General features: G+C 76.1%; 19 protein-coding genes. 11 read left to right on the forward strand and 8 right to left on the reverse strand.

The features are described from left to right. The first annotated feature begins 74 nt into the window (after nt 1–74). Nucleotides 75–1,016, forward strand: a complete 942-nt coding sequence (locus C0216_RS17690) for a nucleoside hydrolase (RefSeq protein WP_114058740.1) — start codon at nt 75–77, stop codon at nt 1,014–1,016. Here C0216_RS17690 and C0216_RS17695 read toward each other — a convergent pair. Then, nucleotides 1,013–1,468: a Rieske (2Fe-2S) protein gene (locus C0216_RS17695; RefSeq protein WP_114056221.1), complete on the reverse strand. Its 456-nt coding sequence runs from the start codon at nt 1,466–1,468 to the stop codon at nt 1,013–1,015. The two genes, C0216_RS17690 and C0216_RS17695, sit on opposite strands and share 4 nt — an antisense overlap. A 131-nt stretch (nt 1,469–1,599) precedes the next feature. Continuing rightward, complete coding sequence (locus tag C0216_RS17700) at nt 1,600–1,971, reverse strand: STAS domain-containing protein (protein ID WP_114056222.1); 372 nt, start codon at nt 1,969–1,971, stop codon at nt 1,600–1,602. A 208-nt stretch (nt 1,972–2,179) separates the two neighbouring features. Between C0216_RS17700 and C0216_RS17705 the strand changes: the two genes are divergently transcribed. The 3 genes from C0216_RS17705 (at nt 2,180) to C0216_RS17715 (ending at nt 6,189) form a co-directional block, all read left to right on the forward strand. After that, a complete protein-coding gene (locus C0216_RS17705; RefSeq protein WP_114056223.1) occupies nt 2,180–3,574 on the forward strand; it encodes an NADP-dependent succinic semialdehyde dehydrogenase in 1,395 nt (464 codons plus the stop codon). 105 nt (nt 3,575–3,679) lie between these two features. Further along, the gene (locus C0216_RS17710) at nt 3,680–5,002 is read left to right on the forward strand and encodes an MFS transporter (RefSeq protein WP_114056224.1); all 1,323 of its coding nucleotides are present in this window, start codon (nt 3,680–3,682) and stop codon (nt 5,000–5,002) included. Beyond that, nucleotides 4,999–6,189, forward strand: a complete 1,191-nt coding sequence (locus tag C0216_RS17715; protein WP_114056225.1) for an anhydro-N-acetylmuramic acid kinase — start codon at nt 4,999–5,001, stop codon at nt 6,187–6,189. Before C0216_RS17710 ends, C0216_RS17715 begins: the two co-directional genes overlap by 4 nt. Before the next feature lie 2 nt (nt 6,190–6,191). On the opposite strand, the gene C0216_RS17720 is transcribed toward C0216_RS17715, so the two are convergent. From C0216_RS17720 to C0216_RS17735, 4 genes are all read right to left on the reverse strand, one after another. Further along, the gene (locus C0216_RS17720) at nt 6,192–6,926 is read right to left on the reverse strand and encodes an SOS response-associated peptidase (protein ID WP_114058741.1); all 735 of its coding nucleotides are present in this window, start codon (nt 6,924–6,926) and stop codon (nt 6,192–6,194) included. Nucleotides 6,927–7,151: 225 nt separating this feature from the next. After that, on the reverse strand, nt 7,152–8,792 hold the full coding sequence (pgm, locus tag C0216_RS17725; RefSeq protein ID WP_114056226.1) for a phosphoglucomutase (alpha-D-glucose-1,6-bisphosphate-dependent): 1,641 nt from the start codon (nt 8,790–8,792) through the stop codon (nt 7,152–7,154). 95 nt (nt 8,793–8,887) lie between these two features. Next, nucleotides 8,888–9,154, reverse strand: coding sequence for a hypothetical protein (locus C0216_RS17730; protein WP_114056227.1), 267 nt, complete (start codon nt 9,152–9,154; stop codon nt 8,888–8,890). Nucleotides 9,155–9,317: 163 nt separating this feature from the next. Next, nucleotides 9,318–9,728: an organic hydroperoxide resistance protein gene (locus C0216_RS17735; protein WP_114056228.1), complete on the reverse strand. Its 411-nt coding sequence runs from the start codon at nt 9,726–9,728 to the stop codon at nt 9,318–9,320. A 126-nt stretch (nt 9,729–9,854) separates the two neighbouring features. On the opposite strand from C0216_RS17735, the gene C0216_RS17740 reads away from it, so the two are divergent. Beyond that, nucleotides 9,855–10,328, forward strand: coding sequence for a MarR family winged helix-turn-helix transcriptional regulator (locus tag C0216_RS17740; protein WP_114056229.1), 474 nt, complete (start codon nt 9,855–9,857; stop codon nt 10,326–10,328). Between the two features lie 45 nt (nt 10,329–10,373). Continuing rightward, on the forward strand, nt 10,374–10,760 hold the full coding sequence (locus C0216_RS17745; protein WP_114056230.1) for a VOC family protein: 387 nt from the start codon (nt 10,374–10,376) through the stop codon (nt 10,758–10,760). Between the two features lie 33 nt (nt 10,761–10,793). Here the strand turns inward: C0216_RS17745 and C0216_RS35070 are convergent, their stop codons facing one another. After that, a complete protein-coding gene (locus C0216_RS35070; protein ID WP_114056231.1) occupies nt 10,794–11,810 on the reverse strand; it encodes a DUF1259 domain-containing protein in 1,017 nt (338 codons plus the stop codon). Between the two features lie 193 nt (nt 11,811–12,003). Next, the gene (locus C0216_RS17755) at nt 12,004–12,513 is read right to left on the reverse strand and encodes a hypothetical protein (RefSeq protein WP_246042598.1); all 510 of its coding nucleotides are present in this window, start codon (nt 12,511–12,513) and stop codon (nt 12,004–12,006) included. 200 nt (nt 12,514–12,713) lie between these two features. Here C0216_RS17755 and C0216_RS17760 point away from each other — a divergent pair, with 200 nt between their 5' ends. From C0216_RS17760 to C0216_RS17780, 5 genes are all read left to right on the forward strand, one after another. Next, complete coding sequence (locus C0216_RS17760) at nt 12,714–13,832, forward strand: M20 family metallopeptidase (protein ID WP_114056233.1); 1,119 nt, start codon at nt 12,714–12,716, stop codon at nt 13,830–13,832. 158 nt (nt 13,833–13,990) lie between these two features. Continuing rightward, nucleotides 13,991–14,611, forward strand: a complete 621-nt coding sequence (locus C0216_RS17765) for an L-threonylcarbamoyladenylate synthase (RefSeq protein ID WP_114056234.1) — start codon at nt 13,991–13,993, stop codon at nt 14,609–14,611. Between the two features lie 219 nt (nt 14,612–14,830). Continuing rightward, complete coding sequence (locus C0216_RS17770) at nt 14,831–15,058, forward strand: DUF6296 family protein (protein ID WP_114056235.1); 228 nt, start codon at nt 14,831–14,833, stop codon at nt 15,056–15,058. 143 nt (nt 15,059–15,201) lie between these two features. Continuing rightward, complete coding sequence (locus tag C0216_RS17775) at nt 15,202–16,038, forward strand: hypothetical protein (protein ID WP_114056236.1); 837 nt, start codon at nt 15,202–15,204, stop codon at nt 16,036–16,038. Then, complete coding sequence (locus C0216_RS17780; protein WP_114056237.1) at nt 16,038–18,209, forward strand: bifunctional serine/threonine-protein kinase/ABC transporter substrate-binding protein; 2,172 nt, start codon at nt 16,038–16,040, stop codon at nt 18,207–18,209. The genes C0216_RS17775 and C0216_RS17780 overlap by 1 nt, the downstream gene beginning before the upstream one ends. The last annotated feature ends 1 nt before the right edge of the window (nt 18,210 follow it).

The raw sequence follows: 18,210 nt of genomic DNA on the forward strand, positions 1-18,210 counted from the left end.
GCCTGCTGTCGCCGGAAGTGGCGGGCGGGCACACTGATCGCGACCGGAAGCGAATCCGAGGAGTGGCCGTGCCCGTGCGCCCCGTACCGATCATCATCGACTGCGATCCCGGGCACGACGACGCCCTCGCGATCATGCTGGCGGCGGGTGATCCGAGCGTCGAGCTGCTTGCCGTCACGACGGTCGCGGGCAACCAGACCCTCCCCAAGACCACGCTGAACGCGCTGCGGGTGTGCACGGTCGCCGGGATCACCGGGGTGCCGGTCGCCGCGGGCTGCGACCGGCCGCTGGTGCAGCCGCTGGCGGTCGCGGCCGACGTGCACGGCGTGTCCGGCCTCGACGGGCCGGGCTTCCCGGCGCCCTCCGTGGACACCGTGCCCGAGCACGCCGTGGACCTCATCCATCGGATCCTCGCCGGGCACCCCGAGCCGGTGGTGCTCGTCCCGACCGGGCCGCTGACCAACATCGCGCTGCTGCTGACCCGCCACCCCGGGGACGCCGGGCGCATCCGGGAGATCGTTCTCATGGGCGGTTCGGCGGGGCGCGGCAACCGCACGCCGTCCGCGGAGTTCAACGTGCTGACCGATCCGGAGGCCGCGGACATCGTCTTCCGCAGCGGGGTGCCGCTGACGATGTGCGGGCTGGACGTGACGCACCAGGCGCTGGCGACGCCCGAGGTGGTGTCCCGCTTCGCGGGGATGGGGACGCCGCTCGGCGAGGTCTGCGCGGGGCTGCTGACGTTCTTCGCGGGCACCTACCGCGAGCTGTACGGTTTCGCGCACCCGCCGCTGCACGACCCGGTGGCGGTGGCCCGGGTGATCGACCCGGGCATCGTGGGGTGCGTCGACGCGAACGTCGTGGTGGAGCTGTCGGGCCGGTACACGCGGGGTGCCACGGTGGTGGACCTGCTCGGGCAGACCGGCCGGCCGGTGAACGCGCGGGTGGCGACGACCCTGGACGCCGACCGGTTCTGGGACCGGGTCGTCGCCGCCGTCAGCGCGCTCGGGGCCGCCTAGGCCAGCGAGATGCTGTCCCCGTCGACGGTGATTTCGGCCGGGGCCAGCGGGCGGGTGGCGGGTCCGCCGGCGACAGAGCCGTCGGAGACCTTGAACAGGCTCTGGTGGCAGGGGCAGACGATGTTGCCGTCGGCGACGGAGGCGACGGAGCAGCCCTGGTGGGTGCAGGTGGCGGAGAACGCCTTGAACTGGCCGGGCGTGGGCTGGGTGACGACGACCTTGCGGTCCTTGAACACCTTTCCGCCGCCGACCGGTATGTCCGAGGTCCGGGCGAGCGTGCCGCCGCCTCCGGCGCCGCCCGCCGCGGGGTCCCCGGCGGGCGGGGCGCCCTGGGCGCCGGAGGCGTCCGGGGCCTGGGAGCCGCCGTCGCCGCCGCAGGCCGTCAGTGCGGCGCCGGCGAGCGTGGCGGCGCCCGCCGCGAGGACCGTGCGCCGGCGTGTCGTGTCGCCCATACCGTTCTCCTTCTCGTCCTGTGTGCAGGCCGGGGCATCGTCTGCTCCCCGGTCTCAGGAGGTACACGCCCGGTGGGCGCGCGCGGTTCACCGGACGGCAGGGGAACTTGCGGTCGAGCGGCGTCCGGTGGTCAGCCCGCCTCCTCGGGCAGCGTGTCGTGGACGGTGAACAGCGTGCCCGCCCCGGTGATCTCGAAAAGCCGGGCCACGGCGGGCCGGATCCCGGCGAGTTCCAGCGTGCTTCCTGCGGCGAGCGCGTCGAGCCGCCCCTGGAGCAGGGTGTTGAGCCCGGTGGAGTCGCAGAACTCCAGGCCGGTGCAGTCCACGAGGACGCGTGCGGCGCCCCCGGCGAGCGCCTGCCCGATCGCGTCCCGCAGCGGCTGCGGTCCGTCGTGGTCCAGTTCCCCGGACAGGGCGACGACCGCGATCGGGCCCCTCCGGCTCAGCTCCGCGGTGAATCCGTGCCCGCCGCCCCCGCCCGTCCCGTGCGCGTCTGCTGCCATGCGGTCCTCAGGCCTCCCTCCGGGGCCGAGCAGGAACCCCTCCGGGCCCGTTTCCGCGGGCGTCGGCCCCTGCGGGCGACCATACGCCGCCGCACCCCCGTGCGCGGCGGCACCGCGCGCCGCGTTGCGCCGGTGTGCCCCGCCGGGCAGGGTCGAGGCCAGCCTGCCGAGGCCTGCCTGCCCAGGCCGACGACCCGAGGAGCCGACATTGCCGATCGCCACGGTGAACCCCGCGACGGGTGAGACGGTGCGCACCTTCGAGCCGATGGGGGCGGAGGCCGTCGAGCGGTGTCTGGACGACGCCGTGCGCGCCTTCGCCGCCTACCGCACGACCGGCTTCGCCGAGCGGGCGGAGCTGCTGCTGCGGGCCGCGGACCTGCTGGAAGCGGACAACGAGGACATCGCCCGGACGATGACGGAGGAGATGGGCAAGCCGCTGGCGGCGGCCCGCGCCGAGGCCGCCAAGTGCGTGAAGGCGATGCGCTGGTACGCGGCGAACGCCGAGTCCCTCTTGGCGGACGAGGTGCCGGACCCGGCCGACGTCCGCGACAGCGGGGCCGCATCCGTGCGGACCCGCTACCGGCCGCTGGGGGTGGTGCTCGCGGTGATGCCGTGGAACTTCCCGCTGTGGCAGGTCATGCGGTTCGCGGCGCCCGCGCTGATGGCCGGCAACACCGGCCTGCTCAAGCACGCCTCGAACGTCCCGCAGACAGCCCTCTACCTGGACGGGCTCTTCGAACGGGCCGGGTACCCGCGGGGCTGCTTCCAGACCCTCCTGATCGGCTCGGGCGGCGTGGAGGCGGTGCTGCGCGACCCCCGGGTCGCGGCGGCGACGCTGACGGGCAGCGAGCCGGCCGGCCGGGCGGTGGCCGCGGCGGCCGGCGACGAGGTGAAGAAGACGGTCCTGGAGCTGGGCGGCAGCGACCCGTTCGTCGTCATGCCGTCCGCCGACCTCGAACGGGCCGTCAGGACGGCGGTGACGGCGCGGGTGCAGAACAACGGGCAGTCCTGCATCGCCGCCAAGAGGTTCATCGTGCACGCGGACGTGTACGACGGGTTCGCGGAGCGGTTCCGCGCCGCGATGGCCGCGCTCAGCGTCGGCGACCCGATGCTGGAGGGCACCGACGTGGGCCCGCTCGCCACCGAGAAGGGCCGGGCCGACCTGGAGGAGCTCGTCGACGACGCGGTGGCCGCCGGGGCGGAGGTCCTGTGCGGCGGGCGGCGGCCGCCGGGGCTGGAGCGGGGCTGGTACTACGAGCCGACGGTCCTCGCCGGGATCACCCCGGGCATGCGCATCGACCAGGAGGAGACGTTCGGGCCGGTGGCCACCCTGTACCGGGTGGCGGACCTCGACGAGGCGGTGGAGCGGGCCAACCACACGCCGTTCGGGCTCAGCTCGAACGTGTGGACGCGCAGCGAGGAGGACGTCGACCGGTTCGTCCGCGACCTGGAGGCGGGCGGGATCTACGTCAACGGCATGACCGCCTCGCACCCCGCCCTGCCGTTCGGCGGTGTGAAGCGCTCCGGCTACGGGCGGGAGCTGTCCGGGCACGGCATCCGCGAGTTCTGCAACGTCACCACGGTGTGGCAGGCGGCCGACTGACCCCGGTCCCGGTTCCGGCCCCGGCACCTCTCACGGGGTCTGCCGATGTGCTGAACGTGGCCGTCCGCAGGCGTCGCCGGCCCGCCGAGGGGGGACGCAGCACGGGTGAGCCCTCTCGAACTGCGCCTGCGCGCGGCCCCCGGCCGGCCCTCCGGGCCCCGGCGGGCGGTGCTCGCCGGCTGCGTCGGCAACCTCGTCGAGTGGTACGAGTTCGGCGTCTACGGCTGCCTGGTCACGGTCATCGCGGAGAACTTCTTCACGCCCGCCGGGGCCGGTGCGGGCGGCGCCGCCGCCCTCGTCACGACGTACGCCTCGTTCGCCCTCGCCTTCTTCTTCCGCCCGGTCGGCGCCCTGCTGTTCGGGCGGATCGGCGACCGGGTCGGGCGGCGGCAGGCGCTCATCGCGGCGGTGGGCCTGATGACGGCCGCGACCACGGCGATCGGGCTGCTGCCCACGCGTGCCTCGATCGGCGCCGCCGCCCCGCTGCTGCTGACGCTCCTGCGGGTCCTGCAGGGCCTGTCCGCCGGGGGCGAGTTCGGCGGGGCGGTGTCGCTGATGACGGAGCACGCCCCTCCGGGGCGCCGCGGCCTGGGCGGCGCCTGGCAGTCGTTCACCGTCGCGCTCGGCCTGCTGGCGGGTGCCTGCACCGCCGCGGCGCTGGCCTGGGCGCTGCCAGCGGACGACCTGCGGGCGTGGGGGTGGCGGATCCCGTTCCTGCTGGCGCTGCCGCTGGGGGCGGTGGCGCTGTGGCTGCGGGCGGGGCTGGAGGAGCCGCCGCCGGCGGGCCGTCCCGGAACGTACGGGGTGCCGGGGGCCGCGGCGGGGGTACGCCGGGGCGAGGTGGTTCGCGCGGTCGTCCTGGGGATCGGGCGGATCATGGGCTGGTCGGCCGCCGGGTACGCGTTCCTCGTGGTGCTCCCGTCCCACCTGCAGGCGGTGCTGGGGGCCTCGGCCCGCGACGCCCTCCTCGCCACCGCGCTCGCCAACCTCGGCTTCGCCGCGTCGATCCTGCCCGCCGGGGTGCTCAGCGACCGGGTCGGGCGCCGGCCGGTGATGCTGTGCGGGGCCGTCTCGGTGGTGGTGCTCGCCCTGCCGCTGCTGCGGCTCGTGCAGTCGCCCGGCGCTCCCCCGGCGGCGAAGGCCGCGGCCGTGCTCCTGGCGGGGGCGCTGGTGGGGCTGCTGGCGGGGCCGGGGCCGGCCATGCTCGCCGAGATGTTCCCGCGGCGGGTCCGCTGCACCGGCCTGGGGGTGGCGTACGCCCTGGCCAATGCGGTCTTCTCCGGCTGCGCCGGGCTCGTCATCACGGCCGTCGCGGCGGGGACCGGGAGCACGGCCGTGCCCGCGTACTACGCGGCGGGCGCCTGCGCACTGAGCGTGCCCGCCCTGCTGACGCTGGGCGGCGGCGCGCACCGGGAGGCCCTGCGGTGAGGGTGGTCGGGCTGATGTCGGGGACCTCGTACGACGCGGTGGACGCGGCGGCCGCCGACCTCTCGCTGTCCGCGGACGGCGGCACGCTGCGGCTGGCGCCGCTGGGCATGGTCAGCGCGCCCTACCCGGAGGAGGTGCGGGGTGCGCTGGCGGCGGCCCTGCCGCCCGCGGCCACCACGCTCGCGGACGTCTGCCGGCTGGACACCCGGATCGGGCAGGTCTTCGCGGCCGCGGCGGCCCGCGCGGACCGGGAGCTGTGCGCGGGCCGGGCCGAGCTGGTCGCCTCGCACGGGCAGACGGTGTTCCACTGGGCGCAGGACGGGCGGGTGCACGGGACACTGCAGCTGGGCGAGCCGGCGTGGATCGCGGAGCGCACGGGCTGCCCGGTGGTGTCGGGGTTCCGGCCGCGGGACGTGGCGGCGGGCGGCCAGGGCGCGCCGCTGGTCAGCCTGGTGGACCTGATGCTGCTGCGGGGGCGGCCGGGGGTGCCGGCCGCGCTGAACATCGGGGGCATCGCGAACGTGACCGTGGTGCGGCCGGGCGGCGGGGCGGTGGCGTTCGACACGGGGCCGGGCAATGCGCTGATCGACGCGGCGGTGCGGGAGCTGACCGGGGGGCGGCTCGGGTACGACCGGGACGGGCTGCTCGCCGCGGCCGGGCGGGTCGACGGGGGGCTGCTGGGGCGGCTCGCGGCGGACCCGTACTACCGGCTGGCGCCGCCGCGGACGACGGGGAAGGAGCTGTTCCATGCGGGCTATCTGCGGGAGCACCTCGCCGCGGGCGGGGGCCGGGGGGCTCCCACCGGGGAGGACCTGGTGGCGACGCTGACCCTGCTGACGGCGCGGACGGTGGCGGAGGCGCTGCGGCCGCTCGGCGCGACGGAGGTGTTCGCGTCGGGCGGCGGGGTGCGCAATCCGACCCTGATGGGAATGCTGCGGGCCGAGCTCGGGCCGTCCGGGGCGGCGGTGCGCGGCTCGGAGGAGCTGGGGCTTCCGGCGGCGGCGAAGGAGGCGTACGCGTTCGCCGTGCTGGGCTACCTGACGCTGCACGGGCTCCCGGGGAACGCGCCGGACTGTACGGGGGCGGGCGGCCCGCGGGTGCTGGGCTCGCTGACGCCGGGGCGGCGCCCGCTGCGGCTTCCGGAGCGGCCGCAGCGGGAGCCGTACGCACTCGCCGTGAGCGGGTAGCTTCAGGCGGCGGGGGCGGGGTCCAGGAGGTGGGGGCCGTTGTTGCGGACGCTGTTGACGGCGGTGGAGACGGCCCGTACCTCCAGGCGGCCGGCGGCGGGGGTGTGGAGGAGGGCGCGCAGGGCGTCGGCGTCCTGGTGGGCGGGGTCGAGCCAGGCGTCGTAGTCGTCCGGGTCGAGGGCGAGCGGCATGCGCGGGTGGATGCGGCCGGCCGCGTCGGCGGCCTCGGTGGTGATGATCGTGGCGGTGGCGAGCCAGGCAGCGGGGTCGTCCTCGTCGGTGACGGCCGGGTCGCGCCAGAACTCGTACAGGCCGGCCATGGCCATGACGGAGGCGTCCTCGGGGGCGATGAAGTAGGGCTGCTTGTAGGCCTTCGCGGTGGCGGTCGCGGGGACGGACTGCCATTCGTAGAAGCCGTCCGCGGGCAGGAGGCAGCGGCGCCGGGTGAAGGCGCGGCGGAAGGCGGGCTTCTCGTGGACCGTCTCCATGCGGGCGTTGATCATGCGGGCGGCTCCGCCGGGGTCCTTGGACCAGGAGGGGACGAGGCCCCAGCGCAGGGTGCGCAGGCGGCGGCCCGGCTCGCCGGTGTCGCGGTCGGGCCGCTCCAGCACGGCCCAGACGGGGTCCGTGGGGGCGACGTTCCAGCTGGGGGCGAGCTCTTCCCGGGGCTCCAGGCGGGCCTGGAACAGGCCGGCGAGGTCCTCGGGCGCCCGTGACGAGGCGTACCGTCCGCACATGGCCTCCACTGTGCCATCCCGCGGCCGGCGCCGCGGGCGCGGGGAACAAGGAGGGGTACGTGCCCGCAGCCGCCGGGGCGACCGCCCGGGCCGCTCACCGCAGGCGGCCGCCGCTTCCAGCGTAGGCCGCCGGGCCGGGTGCCGACACCGGGCGGCCGGGCCCCGCCCGCCGGACCGGCGGTCGGCGGGCGGGCAGGACGGCGGGCGGGCAGGCGGGCAGGCGGGTCAGGACGCGAGGGCGGTGGCGACGACCGCGCGGGCCTCCTCCTGGACGCGGGCCAGGTGGTCGGGCCCGCGGAAGGACTCGGCGTAGATCTTGTAGACGTCCTCGGTGCCCGACGGGCGCGCCGCGAACCAGGCGTTCTCGGTGGCGACCTTGATGCCGCCGATCGCGGCGCCGTTGCCGGGGGCGTGCGTGAGGACCGCGGTGACGGGTTCGCCGGCGAGGGTGTCGGCGGTGACCTGTTCGGGCGAGAGCCGGGCGAGCACCGCCTTCTCCTCGCGGCCGGCCGGCGCGTCGATGCGCGCGTACGCGGGCTCGCCGAACCGTTCCGCCAGGGCGGCGTAGCGCTCGCTGGGGGTGCTGCCGGTGACGGCGAGCATCTCGGAGGCGAGCAGGGCGAGGATGATGCCGTCCTTGTCGGTGGTCCACACCGATCCGTCGCGCCGCAGGAAGGAGGCGCCCGCGGACTCCTCGCCGCCGAAGCCGAGGGTGCCGGCGGACAGCCCGTCCACGAACCACTTGAACCCGACGGGCACTTCGACCAGTGTCCGGCCGAGGTCGGCGGCGACCCGGTCGATCATCCCGGAGGAGACGAGGGTCTTGCCGACGGCCGCCGTGCCGGGCCAGTCGGCGCGGTGGCGGTACAGGTAGTCGATGGCGGTGGCGAGGTAGTGGTTGGGGTTCATCAGCCCGCCGTCGGGGGTGACGATGCCGTGCCGGTCGGCGTCGGCGTCGTTGCCGGTGGCGATGGCGAACCGGTCGCGGCCCTCGATCAGGGAGGCCATCGCGTACGGGGACGAGCAGTCCATGCGGATCTTCCCGTCCCAGTCGAGCGTCATGAACCGCCAGGCGGGGTCGGTGTGCGGGTTGACGACGGTGAGGTCGAGGCGGTGCTCCTCGGCGATGCGCTGCCAGTACGCGACGGAGGCGCCGCCGAGGGGGTCGGCGCCGATCCGGACGCCGGCGGCGCGGACCGCGTCGAGGTCGAGTACGGAGGGCAGGTCGCGGACGTACGTGCCGAGGTAGTCGTATGCCGCGGTGGTGGAGGCGGCCCGGGCGCGGGTGTAGGGCATCCGCAGGACGTCCTTCATGCCGCCTGCGATCAGCTCGTTGGCGCGCTCCTGGATCCAGCCGGTGGCGTCGGATCCGGCCGGTCCGCCGTGCGGCGGGTTGTACTTGAACCCGCCGTCGGCGGGCGGGTTGTGGGAGGGGGTGACGACGACGCCGTCGGCGAGGCCGGAGGTCCGGCCGCGGTTGTGGGTGAGGACGGCGTGCGAGACGGCGGGCGTCGGGGTGTAGCCGTCGGCGGGGTCGAGGAGGACGGTGACGCCGTTCGCGGCGAAGACCTCCAGGGCCGTCGCCCGGGCGGGCTCGGAGAGGGCGTGGGTGTCGGCGCCGAGGAAGAGCGGCCCGTCGGTGCCCTGGCCGGCCCGGTACTCGCAGATCGCCTGGCTGGTGGCGGCGATGTGGTCCTCGTTGAAAGCGGTCGCCAGGGAGGACCCGCGGTGCCCGGAGGTGCCGAAGGCAACGCGCTGGGCGGGGTCCGCCGGGTCGGGGTGCAGGGTGTAGTACGCGGTGACGAGCCGGGCGACGTCGATCAGGTCGTCCGGGCCCGCCAGCTGCCCTGCTCGTTCGTTCGGCATGCGCCGGCTCCTCCGTACTGGTCCAACGGGAACAACACGGGCCATTGTCGCGTCGGCGGCGCGCCCCCGCACAGGCGCCCCCCGGCCTTCCTGCGCTACATGGGGCCCCGTTCGGCCGCGAGGGCGACGGAGCGGACCCAGGGGAGGTCGGCGAGCGCCTCGATGCCGTGCCGGGAGAGGGTCGCGGTGAGGCCGGTGCGGCCGCCGGCGCCCTCGATGTCGAAGGCGAGGAGCCGTTCGCGCTGCTCCTCCGTGGGCGGTGCGCCGAGGCGGACGAGGACGTCGAGGTCGCGGGCGTGCGGGTCGCGGTCCTCCTCGTCGACCGCCCGGGCGAGTGCCGCGTCGAGTTTGCCGTAGTCCACGTCGTACGCCTCCGCCGTCCTCGCAGGTGCCGGGAGATGCCGGGCGGCCCGCGGCCGGGGCCGGGGGCCGCCTCCAGGGTCGGCCCGTCCCGGGCGGCCCGCACGGCGGGGCGGGCCGTACGGGCGGACGGCTCCTCCGGTCCGGTTGGTCCGGATGCTCCGGTTACTCGACGACGAGCTCGACGGGGATGTTGCCGCGGGTGGCCTTGGAGTAGGGGCAGACCTCGTGGGCCTGCTTGACCAGAAGCGCGCCGGTCTCGCCGGCCAGCGACTCGGGCAGTTCGATGCGCAGGGTGACGGCCAGGCCGAAGCCGGTGGCGTCCTTGCCGATGGAGGTCTCCGCGGTGACGGACACCTCGCCGGTGTCGACCTTGGCCTGCCGGCCGACGAGGCCGAGTGCACTGGCGAAGCACGCCGCGTAGCCGGCGGCGAAGAGCTGCTCGGGGTTGGTGCCCTGGCCGTTGCCGCCGAGCGCCGGGGGCATGGCGAGCGCGAGGTCGATCTGGCCGTCCGAGCTGACGGTGCGGCCCTCGCGGCCGTTGGCGGTGGCGACGGCGGTGTACAGCGCGTCCATCGGGGTTCCTCTCGCGGTGGTGGTCCGGGCGGCCGGTGCGCCGCCTGACGACCACAACTAGAGCACACAATTCAATTGTGCACAACTCAATAGCTCGCCGTCGGTTCCCCGGCTACACTGGCCGGCATGAGCGAGCAGCCCACCGACACCCCCGGCGACGAGGACTTCCTCCGCCTCGACAGCCAGATCTGCTTCGCGCTGAACGCGGCGAGCCGCGCCTTCGGGAGCGTCTACCGGGTCGCCCTGAAGGACCTCGGCCTGACCTACCCGCAGTACCTGGTCATGCTCGTGCTGTGGGAGGACGGCACGACCCCCGTCAAGCAGCTCGGCGCCCGCCTGCGGCTCGACTCGGGCACCCTCTCCCCGCTCCTGAAGCGCCTGGAGGCGGCCGGGCTGATCCGCCGCGAGCGCAGCACCGAGGACGAGCGCTCGGTGCACGCCGTCCTCACCGAGGCCGGCACCGGGCTGCGCGCCCGGGCGGCGGAGGTCCCGCGGCGGATCGCCGCCGCCACCGGCTGCGACCTCGCCGAGATCCGCGACCTCCAGACCCGCCTGAACCGCCTGACGACCGCCCTCGACGCCGCCGCCGCACAGGTCTGACGGAGATCCGGCGCGCCGCGGCGCCGACGGCGTAGATTCGGCGGCATGGTGCACGTACTGGGCAGCAGGGTCCTGCTCACCCCCACGGATCCGGAGCGCTCGCGCGCCTTCTACGGCGGCGTCCTGGGGCTGGCGGTCTACCGCGAGTTCGGCACGGGGCCCGACCGGGGCACCGTCTATTTCCTCGGCGGCGGCTTCCTGGAGGTCTCCGGCCGGTCGGCCGCGCCCCCGGCGCCCGGGCTGCGGCTCTGGCTCCAGGTCGCCGACGCGCAGGCCGCGTACGAGGAGTTGCGCGAGCGGGGTGCCGAGGTGCTGCGGCCGCCCGTGCGGGAGCCGTGGGGGCTGGTCGAGATGTGGATCGCCGACCCGGACGGGGTCCGGATCGCGGTCGTCGAGGTGCCCGAGGACCATCCGCTGCGCTACCGCCCGTAGCCCCGCCGCACCGTGCCGCGGGGCGCGGCGCCGTCAGCGCCGGGCGGGCGGGGCGGTGTTGGTGGCGTCGACGGCGTGGCGCAGGCCCCGCGCGAGGGCGGCCGCGTCGTCCACGCCCCAGAAGTGGGTGTAGAAGAGGCGGGGTTCGTCCATCAGGCCGTGGTTGTGCAGCTCGATGACGGACAGGCCGCCGCGGCGCAGGGCGGGGAGGACGTGGTGGACCTCCTCGGCGGTCATCACGAAGTCGCCGTTCACGGCGGCCCGCCCGCCGCCGAGGGGCTGGAAGGCGAGGACGGTGGCCATGCCGGTGGCTGCGGGCACGATGCGGTGCTCGTCGGTGACGGTCTCGCGGCGGCCGAAGGTGTACTTGTAGATGCCGCCGTCGTTGGTGCCTGCGGCGCCGAGGGCGGCGTCCATGGCGGCGGTGTCCAGGTCGAGGGGCGGCACGGCGGCGGGCGGGGCCGCGGGCGGGGTGCCTGTGGCGGCGAGGACCGCCCGCAGTCCGCGGGCCGCCTCGACGGCGTCGTGCCCCATCGCGTGGAAGTGGGTCCACCACACGTCGGGTTCGTGGGCGAGCAGGTGCTTGTGGATGGCGGTCTGGCCGAATCCGTTCGCGTGCAGGGCGTCGGTGGCGCGCTGGAGCTCCGCCTCGACGACGACGAGGTCGCCGCGCACCACGGTCATCCCGTCGGCGTACGGGGTGAAGGCGGCGTACGAGCTGAGTGCCAGCCCGGGGTGGATGGTGACGCCCTGGGAGACGACGGTCAGGTCGCGGCGCGGGAAGGCGACCCGGTAGACGAGGCCGGACATGAGGCGTCCGGGGCGCCCCAGGGCGGCCGCGACGCCCAGCCAGTCGGCGTCGGTGGTGGGCACCGGCTCGATCGGGGTCCGGGCGGCGGGCGCGGACGCGGTGCCGGGGACGGCGGCGGCTGCGGTGCCGGTGGCCGCCCCGGCTCCGGCGAGTACGGGTGCGAGCGCTGCCGCGGTCAGCAGCCGGCGCCTGGATGTGCCGGCGGGGGCTTCCCCGCCGGGCCGTCGGTCTCGGGTCATGGTCAACGCCTCCGTCCGGTCCGTCGACTGGCGATGCAACCACGGCGCACCGGCCGTCGGGCGCAGGCCGGCGCCCGCTGCGGGCCGGACGGGGGAAAGGCTCACCCGTGCGGGGCGGGCGCGGGCCGGAACACTGACGGAAACGTGTGAGGCGCCGGCGCAGGCGGGGCGGAGTACGGGCGGTGCCGGCCGGTCAGGAGAGCGCGGACACCTTGAAGACCGCCTGCGCCGTCTCGCTGTCGATCAGGCGGGAGAGCCGGCGCATCGGCGCCACGCCCTCGGCCAGGGTTCCCCGGGCGACGCTCGTGTCGATGTCCTGGCCGACCCGGTGCCACAGCGGGGGGTTCGCCGTGAGGACCCGCGGGTCGAGCTCGACGCGGTTGCCGTCCGTGTCGGTCAGGACGAGCCGCTGCGCCGGCCCGTCGTGCCAGACCACGGAGACCAGCCGGTCGGTGCGGACCCGGCGCCGGCGGACGAGCCCGCGCGTGGTCAGCCGTCCGGGGGCGGCGCTGACCCGGGTGGGCCACAGGACGACGAAAAGGACCGCGCCGAGCCCCGTCCAGACCGCCGTCCGCGGCCAGTCGGTGAAGCCGGCTGCGGCGTCGACGCCCAACAGGAGCGAGGTCAGCACCACGGCGGTGGCCGCCGAGGCTCTCGCGTCCGGGGCCCAGCCGCTGTCCTGGACAGCCTTCGGTTCGGCCACGGGAAACCCTCCCACATCAACACATCAACAAAGATCAAGGTGTACAACGCATTCAACTACCCAGGGACACGGCGGGCAGTCCCTCCCGGGGCCCTGCGGCGGCAGGTTGGCGCATTCGGGGCGTTCGATGACGCTTTGGCGCACCCTGCGCGGTGCGGGCGGGGCCCGGCCGGGCGCGGGGCGCTGCGTACCCTTGCGGCATGACGATGCACAAGACCGGCCGTGTGAGTGTCGACGCGATGCTCGAAGACCTCAGGACCCTCGTCGAAGTCGAGTCCCCGTCGCGGGACGTGGAGGCGCTGGCCGCGTCGGCGAAGGCGGTCGCGGGGGTCCTGGAGGGGCGGCTCGGCGGGCAGGCCGTCCTGGTCGACAGCGAGGCCGGTCCGCACGTCCACTGGTCGGGCGGCGGGGAGCCGCGCGTGCTGGTCCTCGGCCACCACGACACGGTGTTCCCGCTGGGCACCCTGGAGCGGCGGCCGTTCGCCGTCGGGGGCGGGCGGGTGACCGGGCCGGGCGTGTTCGACATGCTCGGCGGGCTCGTCCAGGCGGTGCACGGCATCGCGTGCCTCGGCGACCCGTCGGGCGTGGAGATCCTGGTGACCGCTGACGAGGAGGTCGGCTCGCACACCTCGCGGGCGCTGATCGAGGAGCGGGCGCAGGCCTGCGGCGCCGTCCTCGTGGTGGAGGGCGCCGCCGACGGCGGGGCGCTGAAGACCGGCCGGAAGGGCTGCGGGTCCTTCCACGTCTGCATCGCCGGCCGCGCCTCGCACGCCGGGCTCGAACCGGCCGCCGGGGTCAACGCCCTCGTGGAGGCGGCTCACCAGGTGCTGGACATCGCCGCGCTCGGCCGACCGGAGGTCGGCACCACCGTCACCCCGACCGTCGCGTCCGCCGGAACGCTGGACAACGTCGTCCCGGCGGAGGCGAGCATCGTGGTGGACGTCCGGGTGGAGACGGCGGACGAGAAGGAGCGCATCGAGTCCGCTTTCGCCGCCCTCGCCCCGCACCTGGCGGAGGCCGAGATCACGGTGAGCGGCGCCGTCGGCCGGCCGCCGATGCCCGAGGCGGCTTCGGCCGGGCTGTTCGCCCTGGCGAAGGAGCTGCTGCCGTCGCTGGAGGGCAGGGCCGTCGGCGGCAGCAGCGACGGCAACTTCACGGCCGCACTCGGCGTGCCCACCCTCGACGGCCTCGGCGCGGTCGGCGGCGGCGCCCACGCCGACCACGAGTACGTGCTGGTCGACACCATGGCGGAGCGCGCCGAGCTGGTCGCGGGCCTGGTACGCGCGATCCGGGAGCAGCCGCGGCCTGCGGCCCGGTAGAGCGCTCGAAGGAGCGCACCACGGCGCGCCCGGTGTCCGTCGTGTGCGCGCGGGGTGCCGCTGCGGCGAAGGGGCGCAGCAGCCCGCGCGGCCGCGGACCGGGCGCAGCCGCAGGTGCGGCGGCGGCGAGGGCGCGGCCGATCGCGTAGGCTCGGCGGATGGCGAAGTACTTCGACGTCCACCCCGACAACCCGCAGCAGCGCACGATCAGCGGCGTCGCGGACAGCATCCGCTCCGGGGCGCTGGTGGCGTACCCCACCGACTCCTGCTACGCGCTGGGCTGCCAGCTCGGCAACCGGGACGGCCTGGCCCGGATCCGGTCCATCCGCCGCCTCGACGACCGGCACCACTTCACGCTGGTGTGCCGGGACTTCGCCCAGCTGGGGCAGCTCGTCAACATCGGCAACGATGTCTTCCGCGCCATCAAGGCGGCGACGCCCGGCAGTTACACCTTCATCCTCCCGGCGACGCGGGAGGTGCCGCGGCAGCTGCTGCACCCGAAGAAGAAGACCGTCGGCGTGCGCATCCCCGACCACACCGTCACCCAGGCGCTCCTCGCCGAGCTGGGCGAACCGCTGCTGTCCAGCACCCTGCTGCTGCCCGACGAGAGCGAACCGCTCACCATCGGCTGGGAGATCAAGGAGCGGCTGGAGCACTCCGTGGACATCGTCGTGGACTCGGGCGACTGCGGGACGGAGCCGACGACGGTCGTCGACTTCTCCGGCGGCGCCCCCGAGGTCGTCCGCCGCGGCGCCGGGGACCCGTCCCGGTTCGAGTGAGGCGGTACGGCGGCTTCGGGCCGGATCCGGCGGGCGCACCGCCGGCCGGATCCGGGGCCGGCAGGGGCGGGGCGGCCGCGGGCGGCCACGCGCGGCGCCGGCCGTCCCGGCGCCCCCGCCCGTCGTGATCGACTCGTCGGCCTGGGTGCGATGCGGCCCCGGCGGCGGGCGCGCATCATGGGGAGAGACGCTCGGTTCGCTCGGCGAAGGAGGGCGCGGATGAGTTCCCAGCGCTTCGAGCTGGTTTTTTCCGAGGAAGCGGGCGGCCTGGAGGACGTCGTGGTCGTCACCGCGACCGGCCTGTCGGGCCCCGGCGGGCACCCGGTGTACGAGGACCCGACCGGCATCGTCCGCGCCGAGATCAGCGACCGCGGTGAGGTCCGCGTCCTGGCCTCCGGCGGCGGGCAGAGCCCGGCACGCGTGGTCCGGGCCCGGCCGGTGGAGTGACCGCCCGCCCCTCCTGGCGCCCTGTCCGGCCTCGGCTGCGGCCCGACTCCCGTGCCACAGGGCCCCGTTCGGCCGACTTCCAGGCCAACCATCCTTGCCCGTAAGGCACTTGACACGCGGATGTGCGGGGTACGATCTCCGCCGTGACGGGGTCGGGGATATTCGGACGTCCGGGCGGGCTGCGTGCCCGCGGCTGCGCGACGGCGGCCGCGGCCCTGCTGGCCCTGGCCGGGTGTGCCGCGGACGGGACGCCGGGCGCGAGGGGCGGTCCGGACGGGTCCCCGCGTCCGTCGGCAAATTCGGGCGGGGCCACCGCCGGCGCGCCCGCCCCGTCCGCCGTCCCCGCGTTCGACCCGGCCAGGCAGCCCGCCGACGCCGCCGCGGCCCGTGCGCTGCTCGACCGGGTCCTGGTCGACCAGGAGGCGTTCGGCCCGGACGTGCGGCGCAGCTCCCCCTTCGAGAGCCGGCCCGGCCTCTGGCCCGTCCTCGACGCGGACTGCGTGTGGCAGACCGCCGGCCTGCCGCCCGGCGTGCTCGCCACCCGGACCCGCTACTTCCACGTCCCGGCCGGCGACGGCCGCGGCCGGGTGCGGATCAGCGCGACGGTCACCGTCCACCGCGACCCGTCCGGATCCGGCTGGGAGACCGCGCAGGCCATGGAGGAGGTGCTGCGCTGCCCGCAGCAGGTCCTGGGTGCCGGCGAGCGGCTGCAGAACCTGTGGGGCGCCTCGCTCTACCTGGGAGAGCAGCTGAACGGCTGGACGGAGGACGCGTTCAGCGAGTCCGGCGAGTACGTCGGCGACAAGGACGGCGGGCCGCACCCGTACATGTGGTCGCAGGGGCAGTTCGGCCCGGTGACGATGGCGGTCGCCGGCCGGGGCGCGGCCGGGGTCACTGCCCAGGACGTGCGGGCACTGGTCGTGCAGGGGACCAGCCGGATGATGCTCCGGGCACACGGCGCGCTCGCGAAGGAGGGCTGATGGAGCGGCTCCACCCCGCGGACCCGTCCCGGATCGGCGGGCACCGCCTGCTGGGGCGGCTCGGCGCGGGCGGCATGGGCGTCGTCTACCTCGGCCGCTCGGACGACGGGGGGCTCGCCGCGGTCAAGGTGATCCGGGCAGAGCTCGCCGGCGAGGACGACTTCCGTGCCCGGTTCCGCCGTGAGGCGGCCATCGCCGCCCGCGTGGACAGCCCCTGGGCGGTGCGGGTCACCGGCGCCGACCCGGACGCGGCCGAGCCGTGGCTGGCCACCGCGTTCGTCCCCGGACCCTCGCTGGCGGAGGCCGTCTCCGCGCACGGCCCGCTCCCGCTGCGGGCCGTACGGCTCCTCGGGAAGGCGCTGGCGGGGGCGCTCGGGGTGATGCACGGGCAGGGCCTGGTCCACCGGGACGTGAAGCCGGCGAACGTGCTGCTCGGCATGGACGGCCCGCGGCTGATCGACTTCGGGATCGCACGCGGCGGCGAGCACACCGCTCTGACCTCCACGGACGTGGTCGTCGGCACTCCGGGGTTCCTCTCCCCCGAGCAGGCCAGGGGGCTGCCCGCCGAGCCCGCCGGGGACGTGTTCTCCCTGGGCTGCCTGCTCGCGTACGCGGCCACGGGGCGGCTGCCGTTCGGGACGGGCGCGGCGGAGGCGGTCTTGTACCGCACCGTCCACGACGAGCCGGAGTTCGGGCCGGAGGTCCTCGCGGACCCGGAGCTGGCCGGGCTGCTGCGCAGGGCCCTCGCCAAGCACCCCGGGGAGCGGCCCACGGCCCGTGAGGTGGACGCGGCGCTGACCGAGGACGCGCCGGGGGCGGGCACGGGGTGGCTGCCCGACCCGGTCGTGGCGGTGATCGCCGAGCGGGCGGCCGCGCTGCTGGCCCTGCCGGGGATCGAGGAGACCGCCGCCGACGCGGCCCGGGGCGGCGCGGATGCCGGCACCGGGGCCGGCGGCGGGCGCGGCCCGACGCGGCGGCGGCTGCTGGCCTTCGGCGCGGCGGGCGCCCTGGCCGTGGCCGGCGGCGGGGCCGCCGCCTGGCTGTCGCTGCGGGGCGGCGGGGACTCCGGCGGGGCGGGCGGGCGGCGGTGGCTGCTCGGGGTGCACGCGGACCTGTCGGGGCCGCACAAGGCGGCCGGGCTGGCCCAGGAGCGCGGGGTGCGGCTGGCCGTCGCCGACTTCAACTCCCGTGCCCGGCGGCCGTTCACGCTGGGCGTGGTCACCGCGGACGACGGCGGTGCCGCCGACCGGAGCGCCGCCGCCGCGGCCGAGCTGGTCGGCAACCGGGACGTCCTCGCGGTGGTCGGTCCGACCGCCAACGCCTCGGTGATGGCCTGTCTGGAGCCCTACGGGGAGGCCGCGCTGCCCCTGCTGTCCGTGTCGGCGCTGGGCACCTCGTTCGGGGTGGCGGACCGGCGGAGCTTCTTCCAGAACTCCGCGCTGTCCCTCGGCCAGGGCTCGGCCGTCGGCCTGCAGCTCGTACGGGGGCAGGGGGCGCGGCGCCTGGGCCTGCTGTGCGACCGCGACGGCGACGCCGAGGGGTGGCAGGCGGTGCTGCTGCTCAGCCGCACCCTGGGCTCCGCCGACCCGGCGGCGACGGTGTACGCGCGGGTCGTGCCGCGGGGGGCGCAGGCCCTGCCGGAGGTCGTCGCCGACATGCTGGCGCACGGCGTCGACGGGTTCTTCTACACGGGCACTGCGGCGGGGGCGGCGAAGACGGCGGGGCTGCTGGCCGAGGCCGGGTTCCGCGGGCCGCGGGCCGCGGACTACGGGATCGCGGGCCCGGAGTTCCTCGCGCAGGCGGGGGCGGCCGCCGAGGGCTGGCAGTTCCTCACCCCGTACACCGGCCCGGAGGCGCCGCGGGCCGCGCAGCTCGCCAAGGCGCACCGGGACGCGTACGGGGAGGCGCCCGGCATCTGGACGGTCGAGGCGTACGACACGGCCGCCCAGGTCGCCGGCCGGCTGGCCGCGGCCGCGGCCGCGCGGGGCGGCGCCCGCCCGACCCGGGCGGAGCTGCTGGCGGCCCTGCCCGGCGGCACGTACCAGGGCCTTGCGAAGGAGTACGCGTACGACGCGCAGCGGCAGGTGAAGGGGAACATCTACTTCCTGCACCGGGTGGAGGGCGGCCGGATCCGGTTCGTGGGGCCTGCCGTCCGCGAGCCGGCGGGGTAGC

The sequence above is a fragment of the Streptomyces globosus genome (assembly GCF_003325375.1).
Taxonomy (GTDB): Bacteria; Actinomycetota; Actinomycetes; order Streptomycetales; family Streptomycetaceae; genus Streptomyces; species Streptomyces globosus_A.